We start from the raw sequence: 16837 nt of genomic DNA, 5'->3' as shown, positions 1-16837 counted from the left end.
TTAGCGTTGTTCGGTTGTTGCGGTGGCGGCGTCGAGCAGCTTCGCTAGCTGGTCGCCGGCGGTGCCCAACCTCTTTTGGAACATCGACACCACCCGCTCGCGCACCCGCGGCTTGTGAGACAACGGCGGCAGCAGGTCGGCGAGCAAGTTCAACCGCGCCGAGCTCAGCCAGTCCGTCAGATCGGGGTCGTTTAACCAGCGCTGAAAGTTGCCTAGATCGGAGTGCATCAGACGCATCCAGTCCAGATCGCAGTCCGGGTGTGGAATCGGGGTACAGAGTTCGTTTTTCACCGCGTCGTCCTCGTAGGCGAATTCGACGTGCGCGATAAACGCGGCGCTGAACACCTGTTGGCATCCGCGCACGGCTTGCAGGGTTAGGTGGTCCGCGTCGAAAACCGGCTTGGCTGGACGTTGTGGTGCTCCATCGGCGGTGCAGTCAATATAGAGGGCCGTGGGTGTGGCGGGAACCGATCCGCCGTCGAGCACTATCGTGGCGGGCTCGATGCGTTGGACGTGGCCCATCCTGACGATGTCGCGGATACGGCGCAGCTGCTCGAGTTCGAGGTGCGACACAGTGGCGCAGCGATACATGCTCGGACGCACCGAGGGGTCGATGCGCAGCAGGGTTCCGGCGGTCTCTAGTCGGTCGAACAGATCGTCGGTCGAGGTCGCGGCCCCGATGGCCTGCAGAGTCGCACCGTAGCTTTCCCTGAACTGCCTGACGAATGTGGGCCCGGGCTGCAGCGTCGCTCGGTCGATCAGCCAGGAATCACGCGGCATGATCCAGGTCAGCTTGTCAGGGCAGACGTCGTTTCGGAGCAACCATAGGCAGACGTCCATGCCGGTCTTGCCGGCACCGACGACCACGTAGCGATCCCGGGTGCCGAGTTTGGGCAGTTCGTTTGGAGCGACGCAGTCGACGCCGGGTGCAACCGAGTACGGCGCCGGCCGCATCGATGGTACGACGGCACGCAGGTAGGTGGCATCGACGATGCGCCGATTGACGGTGACGACGTATTCGGTGCCTGCCAGTGTCCGGAACCGGCCGTTGCCCAGGTATTCGCTCATCGGGAAGTAGTCAACCCGCCCGGTGGGGAGCAGTTGCTGCTGCAATACAGCATCGAAGTAGGCGCATATCTCGCCGACTGGTGCCAGTTCGTTCAGTCCCTGGTTCCAACCGACGAGGTCAATGGTGTTGTTGCCCAGTGCCCTTGAGTTGACGCCGTAATAGGCCGATGGCTGGTGTAGCCGCACGAACGGGTAGGCGGTGGTCCAATGTCCACCAGGTTGACACGCGCGGTCGATCATGACGACGCGCGCATCGGACTCGGTGATGAGGGTATCCGTGAATGCCATTCCCATCGCTCCGGCACCTATCACCAGGTAGTCGGTTTCGATGGTTTTCGCCGGCCCTTGCGTTGGCCTGGGCCACGGGTCGTTCATGGGCCCTCCTGTGCGGATTGGAATTTGTGACAACGAAATCGGGCGATCGGCGAGCAATCGTCGCCGATGCAAGACACGGTTTCGCTGCCGCGGCGTCAGGTGGAGTTTAGGCCAGCGAACAACGTAGACCGGCCACTGACCAAACCCCAAACCCACAAACCCTGGACGCATGCGGGTCTCGGGCGTCAAATTCCGGGTAGATATCGTATACCGATATCGGATGCCGTAGCCTTATCGAGGCATGAGACGCCCGCTAGACCCACGCGATATTCCAGATGAGCTGCGGCGACGGCTGGGGCTCTTGGATGCGGTGGTGATCGGGCTTGGGTCCATGATCGGTGCCGGAATCTTTGCCGCCCTGGCCCCGGCCGCGTACGCGGCCGGTTCTGGGTTGTTGCTCGGGTTGGCGGTGGCCGCGGTGGTGGCCTACTGTAATGCGATCTCGTCGGCGCGGCTGGCCGCGCGCTACCCGGCCTCGGGGGGCACCTATGTGTATGGCCGGATGCGGCTGGGCGACTTCTGGGGATACCTGGCGGGCTGGGGCTTTGTGGTCGGCAAGACGGCATCGTGTGCGGCGATGGCGTTGACGGTCGGCTTCTATGTGTGGCCCGCGCAAGCGCACGCGGTGGCCGTCGCCGCGGTGGTGGCACTGACCGCGGTGAACTACGCCGGGATACAGAAGTCGGCCTGGCTCACCCGGTCGATCGTCGCCGTGGTGTTGGTGGTCTTGACCGCAGTCGTGGTCGCCGCCTATGGCTCCGGCGCTGCGGACCCGGCGCGACTCGATATCGGTGTAGATGCACACGTCTGGGGGATGCTGCAGGCGGCCGGCCTGCTGTTTTTCGCGTTCGCCGGCTATGCCCGCATCGCCACGCTGGGGGAGGAGGTCCGCGACCCGGCCCGCACGATCCCGCGCGCCATCCCGCTGGCGCTGGGCATCACCCTGGCGGTGTATGCCCTGGTCGCCGTGGCCGTGATCGCTGTGTTGGGTCCGCAGCGGCTCGCGCGGGCCGCCGCCCCGTTGTCGGAGGCCATGCGGGTCGCGGGGGTGAACTGGCTGATTCCCGCCGTGCAGATAGGGGCCGCGGTGGCCGCATTGGGCTCGCTACTGGCCTTGATTCTCGGGGTCTCCCGCACCACCTTGGCGATGGCACGCGACCGGCACCTACCGCGCTGGCTGGCCGCCGTGCACCCTAGGTTCAAGGTGCCCTTTCGTGCCGAACTGGTGGTTGGTGCGGTGGTGGCGGCGCTGGCGGCGACAGCGGATATCCGTGGTGCGATCGGCTTTTCGTCCTTCGGTGTGCTGGTCTACTACGCGATCGCCAACGCCTCCGCCTTGACTCTGGGGCTCGACGAGGGCCGGCCCCGCCGCCTGATTCCGCTGGTGGGACTGATCGGCTGCGTAGTCCTGGCGTTCGCGCTGCCACTCTCCTCGGTGGCCGCCGGGGCCGCGGTGATCGGTGTCGGTGTCGCGGCATACGGTGTGCGCCGCATCATCACTCGTCGAGCACGACAGACTGATTCCGGTGATACCCAACGAAGTGGTCATCCGTCGGCAACCTAGTTGAATCGGCCAGCGGCGACGGGTCTCACCGACTGACCCTGCTGACGCGGGTCACACATACAATCAGGCCCATCCGCCAGCCGGGAGGTAGGGAATGAGTTTCCACGATCTTCATCACCAAGGTGTTCCGTTCGTGTTGCCCAACGCCTGGGATGTGCCGTCGGCCCTGGCCTACCTCGCGGAGGGCTTCACGGCTATCGGCACAACCAGTTTCGGGGTCTCGTCCAGCGGGGGGCACCCGGACGGGCACCGCGCCACTCGCGGCGCCAACATCGCACTGGCGGCCGCCCTGGCACCGCTGCAGTGCTACGTCAGCGTCGACATCGAAGACGGATACAGCGACGAACCCGACGCCGTTGCTGAGTACGTCGCACAACTGTCGACCGCCGGAATCAATATCGAGGACAGTAGCGCCGAAAAGCTCATCGACCCCGCCCTGGCAGCCGCTAAAATCGTTGCGATCAAACAACGTAACCCCGAGGTATTCGTCAACGCCCGCGTCGACACCTACTGGTTGCGCCAGGACGCCGATACCGCCAGCACGATCCAGCGCGCACTGCGCTACGTCGATGCCGGCGCCGACGGCGTCTTTGTCCCACTGGCCAACGATCCCGACGAACTGGCTGAGCTCACTCGCAACATTCCGCGCCCGGTTAACACGTTGCCCGTGCCCGGCTTGACGATCGCTGACCTTGGTGAGCTCGGGGTGGCCCGGGTGTCAACCGGTTCAGTGCCCTACAGCGCGGGGTTGTATGCCGCGGCTCAGGCGGCTCGGGCCGTGCGCGACGGAGAGCCGCTGCCACGGTCGGTACCGTACGCCGAACTGCAGGCACGCTTGGTTGACTACGAGAACCGCACGAGTACAACGTAACTGGCTAGTTCCGACCTGGTAGCTCTGGTCGGATCGACCGCACGCACCCCGTACTCACGGACGGGGCATCAAGGCGGTTGCGCCCGTATTCTCGGCAGCAGCTTGTCGGTGGCCACCACAATCGTGATTGCGGTCGCGACAGCGAATATGCGCACCCACACCTCGATATCGATTGGCGCGGTGTCGAACACCATATTCATCGCGGGTAGATACGTGATCGCGAATTGCGCGATGGCCTGCGCGGTGACACCGAGGATGATCCAGCGGTTGGCGAACATGCCGAGCCGCCAGGCCGATCGGGTCAGCGACCGGCAGCTGAACAGATAGAACGCCTCGACGACGACGAACAGGTTCAGCGCCGCCGTGCGCGCCTCATGCAGGCCCGCGCCATTGTCGAGCTCCCAGGCAAACAGCCACCACGCGCTGGCGACGAGCAAGGTGGAAACCAGAAGAGTCCGCCTGACAAGCCAGCCGGTCAGCAGCGGTTGGTCGGGGTCGCGCGGTGGCCGGGTCATGATTCCGGCCTCCTTGGGCTCGAACGCGAGCATGAGGCCGAGCGCGAGCGCCGTGGTCATGTTGATCCACAGAATCTGGGTGGGCAGAATCGGCAAGGCAACGCCAACAGCGATGGCGGCCAAGATCACTAGCCCCTCACCGAGGTTGGTGGGCAGCGTCCAGGTGATGAACTTGGTCAGGTTGTCGAATACGCCGCGGCCTTCCTCGACCGCGGCTTCGATGGTGGCGAAGTCGTCGTCGGTCAACACCATGTCGGCGGCATCCTTGGCGACCTCGGTGCCACCGCGGCCCATCGCGACGCCAATGTTGGCCTGACGCAAGGCCGGGGCGTCGTTGACGCCGTCGCCGGTCATCGCGACGACGTGCCCCCTGGCCTGCAATGCTTGCACCAACCGCAGCTTCTGCTCGGGAGAGACCCTGGCAAACACGCTGGCTGTATCCACGGCCTCCGGGTACTGGTCTGCGCTCAGCGCGGCCAGCTCGGCACCCGTCAGGACCGAGCCTGCCGCCGGTTCAGTGTTGTCGAGCAACCCCACCTCGGTTGCGATCGCCGTGGCGGTGCCCGCGTGGTCACCGGTGATCATCTTTACCGCAATGCCGGCACTGTGGCAGGCCGCCACCGCCGATGCCGCGGCCGCTCGTGGTGGATCGCTCATCGCTTGCAGGCCGGTCAGCGCCAGCGAACCCGGTAGCACATTTTCGTCGAAGTCGTCGGGAGTGCCGGCGCCGGCACCCATCCCGGTTGCCAGCACCCGCAACCCCCGGGAAGTCAACATCTCGGCGGCACGCAACACGGTGGCGCGGTCCAGCGGCCGCAATGCGCCGTCGGCGCCCATCTCGGTGCCGCACAGGTCGAGCATGCGCTCCACAGCACCCTTGGCCAGCACGACATGATCCGTCCCGTCGCGATGCAGGGTGGCCATGTATTGGCGCTCCGAACTGAACGGTATGGCCGCCACTCGCGGCAGAGTTGTCGCCAGCCGCTCCGGGTTGAAGCCGGCCTTGGCGGCCACGACGAGCATCGCGCCCTCGGTGGGATCGCCGACGATCTGCCAGCGTGTGCCGTCGCGACCCAGTGCGGCGTCGTTGCTGCAGGCACCGGCCAGCAGCGACCAGCGAAGGGCCGCATTGGCATTCACCGGAACCGGCGCGTCGTCGGTGTCGCACAGGAGGCCGTCGGGTGCATAGCCCGTTCCGGTCGCCCGGATCTCACCGTGGGGTGTCCAGATCGACTGGACCGTCATCTGATTCTCGGTCAGCGTTCCGGTCTTGTCGGCGCAGATGACCGTGGTGCTGCCCAGCGTTTCCACCGCGGGTAGACGTCGAATGACCGCGCGGCGCTTGGCCATTCGGGCCATACCGATGGCCAAGGTGATGGTCACGGCGGCGGGCAGACCTTCGGGAATTGCCCCGACCGCCAGCGCGATCGCAGCGGTGAACGTTTCGACGGCATCTTGCCGGCGCAGCAAACCCACGCCGAACGTGAGCGCTGCCAGACCCAGGATGGCGATGGTCAGAAACTTGCTGAACCAGGCCAGCTTCGCGGTCAGCGGTGTGGCGACAACCTCGGCGGCCCCAACGAGCCGATGAATCTCACCGAGTTCGGTTTCGGCGCCGGTCGCGACGACGATCCCGGCGCCATGGCCCGCGGTTACCAATGTGCCGGAATACGCGATATTGCGACGATCAGCGACCGGTGTGCCCTCCGGCAACGCCACCTCGTCCTTGTGAACCGGCGTCGACTCGCCGGTAAGTGCTGACTCGTTCACGCTCAATCCGGTCTGTCGCACCAGCCGCAAATCGGCGGGAACCTTGTCACCGGCCGCTAACAGCACAAGGTCACCGGGAACCAGCTCTTCGGATGGCATTGTGTGCTCGTGACCCTCGCGCACCACCCTGGCGTGGGTGTGCACCATGGAGCGCAGGCCCTGCAGTGCGGCCTCTGCCTTGGATTCTTGAATGAAACCCACGATCGCATTGATCACCACCACACCGAAGATCACTGCGGCGTCAACGAATTCCTTAAGACCGGCGGTGATCGTCCCGGCAACGAGCAGAACATAGATCAGCGGGTGATGAAACTGCCGCAGGATGCGGGCCAGCAAGCTAGCGCGCGTTACCACCGCCAAAGTGTTGGGCCCGAAGCGTTCTAGTCGTTGGGCGGCCTCGCCGTCGGACAGCCCGTGATATGGATCGCTCTCCAGCAGCAGCACCACTTCATGTGCTGGCAAGCCATGATGAGCCGTCGTGGCAGACACTGACGCCGACAATCACCTCACCTCGCAGCCAGACGCTCAACCGACGGTTGGCTCAACCCTGCCTAACGGTCGCCGGTGCGGATCAGGGCCGTAAGTCATCCACTGCAGGGACCTACGGTCCAGCGCTGCTGGCCCGGCCCGACGTTGCCCGATCACGGTTCGGACGGAGCTTTCCGCGCGGGTGGGCACCACCCGAGCAGATCGCAGGCCCTCAGGCCGGCACCGCCGGATCTTGGGGGATTCGGGCGACGATAACCGGAGCCTGACCGGAATTGACCACCGCTCTGCTGACTGAGCCGAGATGCATGCCGGGGAACCCCCCGCGGCCGTGGCTGCCAACCACCACAAGCTGAGCGGTTTGTGCCAATTCGAGCAGGCGGGGTGCCGGTCGATCGCACACCACGACTTTGTGCACGACGACATCGGGATACCGGTCTTGCCATCCGCTCAGACGCCGGGCGAGCATTTTCTCCTGCTCGTCTTCGAGGTTTCTCCATTCGATCGGCGCCCAATTGAGCCTAGGAAAGTCGAGGGGGCCCATGTCGCTCCACGCGTGCAGCGCCACCAAGTCCACGCCGCGGCGCGATGCCTCGTCGAAGGCGATCTCGGCCGCCAATCCCGAGGTGGGCGAGCCGTCGATGCCCACCACAACCGGCGCGTGCGGCGGGCGCGCCGGTCGCGGCTCCTCGGGTATTACGGCGACAGGGCCATGAGCGTGGCGAACCAGGCTTGAGCTGACCGATCCCAGCAAGGCGCCGGCTACGGCGCCCTGACCTCGGTAGCCCAGCACGACCATCGCGACCTGCCTGGAGATGTTGGCCAGCGTGGGCACTATCTGGCCGTGCAGCACTTCGCCGGTGATTTGCGCGGCGCGACCTGAGGAGGATGCCTCGAGGGCGACCTTGTGGGCCTGTTCGACGATTTGGTGCGCTTGGGTGACCAGGTACGAGTGTTCGACGATTTCGCGCTTTTGGGCTTCTTGAAACCGCGAATACTCAAATGCCCACCCTTCCGGGGCGGTTATTACCGGGGGCACGACCTGCACCACGCGGAGCGCAACGTTGCGCATCTGCGCATCGCGCGCGGCCCATTCGACTGCCGTATGCGAGCAGGGTGAACCATCCACACCGACCACGATTCCGAGGTTCGTTTGTTGGGCTGACATTGGCGTCCCCTCTGCATGGGTGTACTACCGACGTTAGCCAGCTGTCGCGATCGCGTCAGGAGGCGATGGTCCCTAACCCAAGGGCATTAGTGTCTTTAGCTGGGGGTGAACTGGCTCAGGTCGTAGATGCCAAGGCTTTTTTCGATATCGGCGACCTTGTCGACCACCGATTGAAAACCGGCCTCGCCAAAGCGCCGGTGCTCCTCGTCTTCAAAGGTCTCGGCCATGTCGCGAAACTCGACAGCGGACATCACGTCGCGCAACGCCGGGAAAACGACCGTGTCCTCGCGCGCCTCATGCGGCTCAAACATTCGGATGTACGCTGCCATGTCTTGGGCCAGGGTGTCTCGCGCAGGCTGATCGAATGCAGCCGCTGCAGTGGTGGCGGCGAGTACCCGGTCCGTGAGCACCCGGCCGCGCTGATGCTGGGTGCGCAAGACCGAGGTGATGTCCGTGAGCTTGCCGGCTTGTTCCAGCTTGGGGAAGACGTATTGCTCTTCCAGCTGTCCGTGGTAGTCCTCGATGAAGCGTCGAATGATCTGCGCGCTTTCGTTCAGTGCTGGAGCGGGACTCTGATCATCGGCTTGGAGGCGGCGGATCCCCTCGCGATAGATCAGCAGGATGCGTTTGAGCACTCCGTGTTCGCGCATCAAGTCCTCGGGCGCGGTGACCGGGACTTCCTGTTCCGGGGTTGTGTCGGGCCGGCCTTTGCCGGGCTCGGGCGGCGACCCACTACACGCCGAAAGCGCGATCACACCGGCTGCGGATGCTGAGATCTCGAGCAGGTGACGACGGCCGACGGCCGCCGGTGGTGTCTGTTTCATTACGGTCACACCTTTCGTCGCAGCGCCGCTGGCCACCACCCGAGCCCGCCAGCTATCGGCTCGGGATATCGGTTAACGATATCGTGAGTTGGCAGCTCTGCGGCCGGAAGCTTGTGACGCGCGCCGATCATATCTGCTATGGATGTACAATTCAGCTCTTGCTGTTATAACAGTACATGATGTACTATTTGATCTATGCTGACGTGTGAGATGCGGGAATCGGCGCTGGCTCGACTCGGCCGGGCTCTGGCTGATCCGACGCGGTGCCGGATTCTGGTGGCGTTGCTGGATGGCGTTTGCTATCCCGGCCAGCTAGCTGCGCACCTCGGGTTGACGCGATCGAATGTGTCCAACCATCTGTCGTGTTTGCGCGGCTGCGGGCTGGTGGTCGCAACCTATGAGGGCCGGCAGGTTCGGTATGCGCTGGCCGACAGTCACCTGGCGCGAGCCTTGGGCGAGTTGGTCCAGGTCGTTCTCGCGGTGGATACCGACCAACCCTGTGTCGCCGAGCGCGCCGCGTCCGGGGAGGCGGTCGAGATGACAGGTAGCTGAGCAGCAGACGACACGACTTGTGGTTACAGGACAAAGCAAAGGAGAACTGACTGTGGTTACGCATGAGCTATTGGTTAAGGCGGCCGGGGCGGTGCTCACCGGACTGGTCGGGGTGAGCGCCTACGAAACGCTGCGCAAAGCGCTGGGTACGGCGCCCATTCGCCGGGCGTCGGTGACCGTGATGGAGTGGGGCCTGCGCGGAACCCGGCGCGCAGAGGTGGCGGCCGAGTCGGCCCGGCTGACAGTCGCCGACGTCGTTGCCGAGGCTCGCGGGCGCATCGGTGAGGAGGCGCCCCTGCCCGCTGGCACCAGGGTCGACGAGTGACGACTGTAGTTGACGCCGAGGTCCAGCTGACCGTTGTATCCGATGCAGCCGGGCGGATGCGTGTGCAGGCCACCGGGTTTCAGTTCGACGCGGGACGGGCCGTTGCGATCGAGGACACCGTCGGCAAGGTGGCCGGTGTGCAGGCCGTGCATGCCTATCCGCGGACGGCATCCATTGTGATCTGGTATTCACGCGCAATCTGCGACACCGCTGCCATCCTGTCGGCGATCATCGATGCCGAGACCGTCCCTGCGGCGGCGGTGCCCGCGTATGCTTCGCGCTCGGCCAGTAACCGCAAGGCCGGGGTAGTGCAGAAAATCATCGACTGGAGCACGCGAACACTATCAGGAGTTCGGCGTGACGTGGCCGCGCAGCCATCGGGGGAGACGAGCGATGCCTGCTGCGACGGCGAGGACAACGAGGACCGCGAGCCGGAGCAGCTCTGGCAAGTCGCCAAACTGCGGCGAGCCGCATTCTCCGGAGTGTTGCTGACCGCGTCGCTAGTTGCCGCATGGGCTTATCCGCTGTGGCCGGTCGTACTGGGACTGAAGGCCCTTGCGCTGGCGGTTGGGGCCTCGACATTCGTGCCCTCCAGCCTCAAACGACTGGCCGAAGGCCGCGTCGGCGTAGGCACCCTGATGACCATCGCCGCGCTGGGCGCTGTCGCACTTGGCGAGCTGGGTGAGGCCGCTACGCTGGCGTTTCTGTTCTCGATCAGCGAAGGCTTGGAGGAATACGCGACGGCGCGCACTCGCCGTGGCCTGCGCGCCCTGCTGTCGCTGGTGCCGGATCAGGCCACAGTTCTGCGGGAGGGCACCGAAACCATCGTGGCCTCAACCGAATTGCACGTCGGTGACCAGATGATCGTTAAACCGGGTGAACGCCTGGCCACCGACGGCATCATTCGTGCCGGGCGCACCGCCCTGGATGTCTCCGCGATCACCGGCGAATCGGTGCCGGTCGAGGTTGGACCCGGTGACGAAGTGTTCGCCGGGTCGATCAACGGCTTGGGCGTGCTGCAGGTGGGGGTCACCGCTACCGCGGCCAACAACTCGCTGGCGCGCATCGTGCACATCGTGGAGGCCGAACAGGTCCGAAAAGGTGCTAGTCAGCGGCTAGCCGACCGTATCGCGCGACCGTTGGTGCCCAGCATCATGATCGCCGCGGCGCTGATCGCCGGGACCGGCAGCGTCTTGGGTAATCCGCTGGTCTGGATCGAACGCGCGCTCGTGGTATTAGTCGCCGCCGCCCCGTGCGCGCTGGCCATCGCCGTTCCGGTCACCGTGGTCGCGTCCATCGGCGCCGCCTCCAGACTCGGCGTGCTCATCAAGGGCGGCGCCGCGCTGGAAACCCTGGGCACCATCCGCGCAGTAGCCCTGGACAAAACCGGTACGTTAACCGCCAACCGGCCCGTCGTCATCGACGTCGCCACCACAAACGGCGCTACCCGCGAGGAAGTGTTGGCGGTGGCAGCCGCCCTGGAAGCCCGCAGCGAACATCCCCTGGCTGTGGCCGTGCTTGCCGCGACCCAAGCGACGACCGCCGCCAGCGACGTGCAAGCCGTCCCGGGCGCCGGGCTGATAGGCCGCCTCGACGGGCGGGTGGTGCGACTGGGGCGACCCGGCTGGCTCGATGCCGCCGAGCTCGCAGATCATGTGGCGTGCATGCAACAAGCCGGCGCCACAGCGGTTCTCGTCGAACGCGACCAGCATCTGCTTGGTGCCATCGCCGTGCGCGACGAACTACGCCCGGAAGCCGCCGAGGTGGTGGCCGGGCTGCGCACCGGCGGCTACCAGGTGACGATGCTCACCGGCGACAACCATGCCACCGCTGCCGCCCTGGCAGCCCAAGCTGGCATCGAGCAGGTACATGCCGAATTGCGGCCCGAGGACAAGGCTCATCTGGTCGCACAACTGCGGGCTCGGCAACCCACCGCGATGGTCGGCGACGGAGTCAACGACGCTCCGGCCCTGGCCGCCGCCGACCTGGGAATCGCGATGGGCGCCATGGGAACCGATGTCGCCATCGAAACGGCCGACGTCGCCCTGATGGGCCAAGACCTGCGGCATCTGCCGCAAGTCCTAGACCATGCCCGGCGCTCGCGGCAGATCATGGTGCAAAATGTCGGATTGTCCCTAAGCATCATCACCGTGCTGATGCCGCTGGCGTTGTTCGGGATCCTCGGCCTGGCCGCGGTCGTGCTTGTGCACGAGTTCACCGAGGTCATCGTCATCGCCAACGGCGTGCGGGCCGGACGCATCAAACCACTTGCCGGGCCACCCAAGACACCTGATCGGACTATCCCGGGGTAGCGACGCGCGGAATCGTGGAGTGTGTTTGGACCAGCAATAGCGTCACTGTGACGAAACAGCCGCCGTCTTCTGGAAGTTATACCCGGTTATACTATCTGTATGAAGACAGCTATTTCTCTGCCGGATGAGACGTTCGATCGGGTATCGCGGCGTGCGAGTGAGCTCGGCATGAGTCGGTCCGAGTTCTTCACGAAGGCTGCGCAGCGCTACCTGCACGAGCTGGACGCCCAATTGCTCACGGGCCAGATCGACAGGGCTCTAGAGAGCATCCATGGCACCGACGAAGCGGAGGCCCTCGCCGTGGCCAACGCATACCGCGTGCTAGAAACCATGGACGATGAGTGGTGATTAGTCGTGCCGAGATCTACTGGGCTGACCTCGGGCCGCCATCAGGCAGTCAGCCGGCGAAGCGCCGCCCGGTGCTCGTAATCCAGTCAGATCCGTACAACGCAAGTCGCCTTGCCACTGTGATCGCAGCGGTGATCACGTCCAATACGGCGCTGGCGGCAATGCCCGGCAACGTGTTCTTGCCCGCGACCACAACGCGACTGCCACGTGACTCGGTCGTCAACGTCACGGCGATTGTCACGCTCAACAAGACTGACCTCACCGACCGAGTTGGGGAGGTGCCAGCGAGCTTGATGCACGAGGTTGACCGAGGACTTCGTCGCGTACTGGACCTTTGACACTGCGCCACGCGACAATTCGTCACGGTGACGTTCCTGCTTGGTGTAGCCCAACCCGTCGAGGCCTGATGTCGAGTGCGATCGAGCGCTTGGGATTGACCTACGAGGAAGTCGGCGACATGGAGCGCAAGCCTGCCGACCTCGTGCGAGACGGCGAGTACCAACGCGTGTTGGCGCTCATCGACGCGATGGCGGAGGGCGTGTTCGTGTGAGCGATGCCCTCGATGAAGGGCTCGTCCAGCGTATCGACGCACGCGGAACAATTGAGTGGTCGGTGCAACTCGCATCACTTATAAGCCGATAAGCGACATTATGTCAAGTGAAGCTGGTCGTATTGCGTTAGCTGCGCCGTTTGTGCTAGCGGGCACGCTCCTTGTGCGTGCTGCGGCAGCGAGCGTGTCGTCAAAGGTTGCGAGGCTTGCCTGGTGATGAATTGCCACATCCGGCACGCAGCAATCAGGTAGTTTTAGCCCGCTGCTAGCGCGTAGTTCGGCGAGACGCAGCAGCTCGCCATCGTCGTACGGCGCAACGACGCTACCCGCGGAACGCGGATCGTCGAGCATCGATGATCAGGCGCCGCAATAATTTGGAACGGGGCTCGCCAGGCCATCGCTGGGCGGCCCGGTCCAATGCCTGAGCTACCTCCGGGGTTTCGGTTATTTGGTAGCGCGGACGAGTGGTCGACATAGAACGAAGTGTGCCACTTCTAGCAAAGGTGGTACACCGACTGGCGGCCGCGGGTTTACCGCCCCTGCCAGTCACCGCACTTCCGGCGGCGGACGACGAGCACCGCGGAATCCACATGCGGCGGTGGCAGGAACGCGCGCCGTGGCAGCATGAGGCCGACGGTCAGGGTGAACCTTCGCGCGTTGCGAGAAGCGAATTTACATACGAGGGCTCGCTGCAGCACGAGATCGGCCGCGACAAGCCCGCTGTTGGGTGCCAGCAGCGTCCGCAGCAGGCGGGACGAAATCCCGTACGGCGGGTTCGCCACAACCCGGAACGGCCGGCCGGGCAACCGGATCGAGGCGGCGTCCGCGTGCACCACGGTAATGCCAGGGAATCGCTCGCGGAGGACACCGACTCGTCGCGGGTGCAACTCCACGGCGACCACCCGCGCCCCCGCTCGCACTAGATGCGCCGTCAGTGCCCCTTCGCCGGCGCCGATGTCAAACACGAGTTCACCGGGCCGCACTGCGGCCGCGCTGACTACCCGCGCTGCCCATTCGTCATGGAGCCGGTGCCAGCCCCATGCCCGTCGCGACCGTCCGAGGGCGGACACGACGTACCGTCACTGCGTAGATGCCCACGCGCCCGACCGTAGCCCGCCACCGGCACTGCGATCAATCCAATTTCTCGGTTCAGGCAACCTTCTGGTCATCACCAGCCCCAGGGCTCTGGCGCCGTCCGCATCAACTCCGAGATGACGTTGGCCGTGACGACCCACTAGACCCACCTGGCAGTAGCCGCATTGTCGCAGTCGGCGAGCCTCAGTGCGCAGTCGCGTCTAGGTGCAAGGATATTGCCCGTTGAGCAGACAATTCGACGGCGGCGAGTAAGAACCGGTCAGCACGCCTCTTAGGCCGCCCGTGGCTGAACCACCGGGGGCAATGATGCGATTCCAATTCGCTGGGCTGAGAACGTAGTGCGTGCCAGATCGTGCAACGGTGCTATTCCATGTGTGCAAGACGGATTCTCCTGCCGGCAAGTCGAATTCAAGCTTCCAATCGGTTAGCGGCGCCGTGCTCGAGTTTGTGATGGTGAAGCGGGCGATGAAACCGGTCTGCCACGTCGATGTCACCGACAACGTCGCCCTGGCCGTCGCCGCACTAGCGACCGGGGTGATGGCGAGTCCGAGGATGGCAACTATCAATGCCGACACGGTTGCGTGAAGCGCTGTCCGCCAGCGCCTCACGTAAATGTTCAGTCCGGCCATGACAGCCAACACTAATGCCAATGAGGCGATATCGGCCGTCTCCTCGCGAGCAAGCTACAGCAACTTTGCTCAACCGCAACCGTGATGAAATTTGGCCTCGACCCACCCTGAACCAGATATCGGCCCGGCCGAACGCGAACTTGCGGACGGGGAAGGCCAGACAGCCTCGACCCCACTCCCCCGATTAGCGCCGTTCACCGTTCGCGACCGGTATCAACGGGCTACAGCTCCAACACGATCCGTAGGGCCGCGTCACGCCGAATGTGCACTGGTGGCGCCGACACGCCCGGGCGAGGCCGCCGTTGGCGTGTCAGCTGGTGACTGAGTTGTGCAGACTGACCGCGCGCCCTCCTGCCGAACGGTATGTGACCATCGACGATCACGTGGTCCAACCCGCGTGTGCACACGTGCTGTACTAGGTCACGGTCAGCGAGATTCCCAGCGCAACCATCATGACCGCGATCAGGCCGTCGAGGATTCTCCACGAGCCGGGGTTGGTGAACAGCCCGCGCAACCGGCCGGCTCCGAACCCGAGGGTGGCGAACCATACCGCACTGGCTGTGACCGCGCCGAGGCCGAACAGCCAGCGCTGGTCGCTGTGCTCGTTGGCCAGCGCGCCTAGCAACACGACGGTGTCGAGGTAGACGTGTGGGTTAAGGAACGTGAATGCCGCACAGGTCACCAGGACCTCGGCTAAGCGAACCGGCGTGGCGCCAGATGGGATCAGCGCAACAGGTCGCCACGCCCGCCGGGCCGCAAGTAGCCCGTAGCCGATTAGGAAGGCGGCGCCGCCAAACTTGACGACATTGAGCGCACGCGGATGTGCGCCGATCAATGCGCCGAACCCCGCGATACCGGCGGCGATCAGCACGATGTCGGACACCGTGCACAGCGCCACCACCGGCAGCACGTGCTCACGCTGGATTCCCTGCCGCAGCACGAATGCGTTCTGCGCGCCAATCGCGGCGATCAGCGTGAAGCAGGCCAGGAAGCCCACGACCAGTGGTGAGTTCACGCAATCGACACTAGGCAGTTTGTATGGGTCAGTATAGCTAATAATTCTTCATTTACATTAGCATTATTAATGTGCAGTGCGACGCTCCGCAGATGGTCTACACCTGAGATGGTGGATCCGCAGCTTGACGGTCCACAGCTGGCCGCATTGGCTGCCGTGGTCGAACTGGGCAGCTTCGATGCGGCCGCGGAGCGCCTACATGTCACCCCCTCGGCTGTCAGTCAGCGCATCAAGTCGTTGGAGCAGCAGGTCGGCCAGGTGCTGGTGGTCAGGGAAAAGCCATGTCGGGCGACGACCGCAGGTATCCCGCTGTTGCGGTTGGCCGCGCAAACAGCGTTGCTCGAGTCCGAGGCGCTCGCTGAAATGGGTGGCAACGCGTCGCTGAAACGCACGCGGATCACCATTGCGGTAAACGCCGATTCCATGGCGACATGGTTTTCGGCCGTGTTCGACGGTCTCGGCGACGTCCTGCTCGACGTTCGGATCGAGGACCAGGACCATTCCGCGCGGCTGCTACGGGAGGGTGTGGCGATGGGCGCGGTGACCACCGAGCGGAACCCGGTGCCGGGCTGCCGGGTGCACCCGCTGGGTGAAATGCGCTACCTACCAGTGGCCAGCAGGCCATTCGTCCAGCGCCATCTATCCGACGGGTTCACTGCCGCCGCGGCGGCTAAAGCTCCGTCACTGGCGTGGAATCGTGACGATGGGCTGCAGGACATGTTGGTGCGTAAGGCCTTTCGTCGCGCCATCACCAGACCGACGCACTTTGTCCCGACCACAGAGGGCTTCACCGCCGCAGCGCGCGCCGGGCTGGGATGGGGCATGTTCCCCGAGAAGCTGGCAGCATCTCCGCTTGCCGATGGATCGTTCGTACGGGTCTGCGACATACACCTCGACGTCCCTCTCTATTGGCAATGCTGGAAACTGGACAGTCCGATCATCGCGCGAATTACCGACACGGTGAGGGCGGCGGCAAGCGGTCTGTACCGGGGCCAGCAACGCCGCCGCCGACCGGGTTGACCGACGCCAGCATGTTGTTGTGTCAGCGCGGCTTGGTCTCGATGTCCCGGCCTTGCTGGACCCGCTTCCTCAAACAGGTTGAACTTAACGACTCAGACGGAAACGCTTGAACCGCGACGTCGCTCCGGACACCAATTTGACTCGGCTCTTTGGCAATTGAAGGTGAGCTGCGAGCAGCCGGGTGACCGCATCGTTGGCCTTGCCATCAATCGCCGGCTCGCGGACGTAGATAATCAGCTCACCGTTGGGACCGACCTCGACCAGGGGTCCTTTGTGACTGCCGGGCTTGACGCGGACGACCACAGAGTCGGTCATCGCCTAAGGCTACCGTTCTGACCTGGGGCTGCGTG

18 protein-coding genes and 1 pseudogene are annotated in these 16837 nt (G+C 64.6%); 10 read left to right on the top strand and 9 right to left on the bottom strand.

Annotated elements, in window-relative coordinates; translation table 11 throughout:
• Entirely contained in the window at positions 1-1614 is a 1614-nt protein-coding gene (locus MCAN_RS10550; protein ID WP_014001055.1) for an NAD(P)-binding protein, read from the bottom strand.
• A 70-nt stretch (positions 1615-1684) separates the two neighbouring features.
• Between MCAN_RS10550 and MCAN_RS10545 the strand changes: the two genes are divergently transcribed.
• Together MCAN_RS10545 and MCAN_RS10540 are read left to right on the top strand one after the other, a co-directional pair.
• Positions 1685-3007, top strand: coding sequence for an APC family permease (locus MCAN_RS10545; protein ID WP_014001054.1), 1323 nt, complete (start codon positions 1685-1687; stop codon positions 3005-3007).
• 94 nt (positions 3008-3101) lie between these two features.
• Positions 3102-3878, top strand: coding sequence for an isocitrate lyase/PEP mutase family protein (locus tag MCAN_RS10540; RefSeq protein ID WP_014001053.1), 777 nt, complete (start codon positions 3102-3104; stop codon positions 3876-3878).
• Between the two features lie 68 nt (positions 3879-3946).
• Here the strand turns inward: MCAN_RS10540 and MCAN_RS10535 are convergent, their stop codons facing one another.
• The 3 genes from MCAN_RS10535 to MCAN_RS10525 form a co-directional block, all read right to left on the bottom strand.
• The gene (locus MCAN_RS10535) at positions 3947-6664 is read right to left on the bottom strand and encodes a cation-transporting P-type ATPase (RefSeq protein WP_014001052.1); all 2718 of its coding nucleotides are present in this window, start codon (positions 6662-6664) and stop codon (positions 3947-3949) included.
• Positions 6665-6863: 199 nt separating this feature from the next.
• Complete coding sequence (locus MCAN_RS10530) at positions 6864-7817, bottom strand: universal stress protein (protein ID WP_014001051.1); 954 nt, start codon at positions 7815-7817, stop codon at positions 6864-6866.
• Between the two features lie 95 nt (positions 7818-7912).
• The gene (locus MCAN_RS10525) at positions 7913-8680 is read right to left on the bottom strand and encodes a hemerythrin domain-containing protein (protein ID WP_003410019.1); all 768 of its coding nucleotides are present in this window, start codon (positions 8678-8680) and stop codon (positions 7913-7915) included.
• A gap of 156 nt (positions 8681-8836) precedes the next feature.
• Here MCAN_RS10525 and cmtR point away from each other — a divergent pair, with 156 nt between their 5' ends.
• The 7 genes and pseudogenes from cmtR to MCAN_RS23550 all read left to right on the top strand — a co-directional run.
• Positions 8837-9193 carry a Cd(II)/Pb(II)-sensing metalloregulatory transcriptional regulator CmtR gene (gene cmtR / locus MCAN_RS10520; RefSeq protein ID WP_003410018.1) on the top strand — a complete coding sequence of 119 codons (357 nt, stop codon included), beginning with the start codon at positions 8837-8839 and terminating at the stop codon, positions 9191-9193.
• A gap of 52 nt (positions 9194-9245) precedes the next feature.
• Positions 9246-9518: a DUF1490 family protein gene (locus tag MCAN_RS10515; RefSeq protein WP_014001050.1), complete on the top strand. Its 273-nt coding sequence runs from the start codon at positions 9246-9248 to the stop codon at positions 9516-9518.
• Positions 9515-11830: a cation transporter ATPase CptG gene (ctpG, locus tag MCAN_RS10510; RefSeq protein WP_014001049.1), complete on the top strand. Its 2316-nt coding sequence runs from the start codon at positions 9515-9517 to the stop codon at positions 11828-11830. The genes MCAN_RS10515 and ctpG overlap by 4 nt, the downstream gene beginning before the upstream one ends.
• Positions 11831-11929: 99 nt before the next feature.
• Complete coding sequence (locus MCAN_RS10505) at positions 11930-12178, top strand: ribbon-helix-helix protein, CopG family (RefSeq protein ID WP_003410014.1); 249 nt, start codon at positions 11930-11932, stop codon at positions 12176-12178.
• Positions 12172-12516, top strand: coding sequence for a type II toxin-antitoxin system toxin endoribonuclease MazF6 (gene mazF6, locus MCAN_RS10500; RefSeq protein WP_003410010.1), 345 nt, complete (start codon positions 12172-12174; stop codon positions 12514-12516). The genes MCAN_RS10505 and mazF6 overlap by 7 nt, the downstream gene beginning before the upstream one ends.
• Positions 12517-12584: 68 nt before the next feature.
• Complete coding sequence (locus MCAN_RS10495; protein WP_015288198.1) at positions 12585-12728, top strand: hypothetical protein; 144 nt, start codon at positions 12585-12587, stop codon at positions 12726-12728.
• Positions 12725-12790: pseudogene (locus tag MCAN_RS23550) on the top strand (hypothetical protein); the annotation flags it as partial. The gene MCAN_RS10495 and the pseudogene MCAN_RS23550, both read left to right, overlap by 4 nt.
• Before the next feature lie 16 nt (positions 12791-12806).
• On the opposite strand, the gene MCAN_RS23960 reads toward MCAN_RS23550, so the two are convergent.
• The 4 genes from MCAN_RS23960 to lysE all read right to left on the bottom strand — a co-directional run bounded on the left by MCAN_RS23960 (position 12807) and on the right by lysE (position 15467).
• A complete protein-coding gene (locus tag MCAN_RS23960) occupies positions 12807-13079 on the bottom strand; it encodes a PIN domain-containing protein (protein ID WP_015288197.1) in 273 nt (90 codons plus the stop codon).
• A gap of 179 nt (positions 13080-13258) precedes the next feature.
• Positions 13259-13798, bottom strand: a complete 540-nt coding sequence (erm(37), locus tag MCAN_RS10490; protein WP_003900446.1) for a 23S rRNA (adenine(2058)-N(6))-methyltransferase Erm(37) — start codon at positions 13796-13798, stop codon at positions 13259-13261.
• A gap of 225 nt (positions 13799-14023) precedes the next feature.
• On the bottom strand, positions 14024-14452 hold the full coding sequence (locus MCAN_RS10485) for a cellulose-binding protein (protein ID WP_014001048.1): 429 nt from the start codon (positions 14450-14452) through the stop codon (positions 14024-14026).
• A 415-nt stretch (positions 14453-14867) separates the two neighbouring features.
• Positions 14868-15467, bottom strand: a complete 600-nt coding sequence (gene lysE / locus MCAN_RS10480; RefSeq protein ID WP_003409989.1) for an L-lysine exporter — start codon at positions 15465-15467, stop codon at positions 14868-14870.
• 108 nt (positions 15468-15575) lie between these two features.
• Between lysE and MCAN_RS10475 the strand changes: the two genes are divergently transcribed.
• Positions 15576-16487, top strand: coding sequence for an ArgP/LysG family DNA-binding transcriptional regulator (locus MCAN_RS10475; protein ID WP_003409986.1), 912 nt, complete (start codon positions 15576-15578; stop codon positions 16485-16487).
• A gap of 84 nt (positions 16488-16571) precedes the next feature.
• Here the strand turns inward: MCAN_RS10475 and MCAN_RS10470 are convergent, their stop codons facing one another.
• Positions 16572-16802, bottom strand: coding sequence for a DUF167 domain-containing protein (locus MCAN_RS10470; RefSeq protein WP_003409980.1), 231 nt, complete (start codon positions 16800-16802; stop codon positions 16572-16574).
• Positions 16803-16837 lie beyond the last annotated feature (35 nt).

Origin of the sequence: Mycobacterium canetti CIPT 140010059, from assembly GCF_000253375.1 — a bacterium.
Taxonomy (GTDB): Bacteria; Actinomycetota; Actinomycetes; order Mycobacteriales; family Mycobacteriaceae; genus Mycobacterium; species Mycobacterium tuberculosis.
Note: the sequence above shows the minus strand (reverse complement) of the source record. Positions and strands in the feature narration are given on the sequence as shown.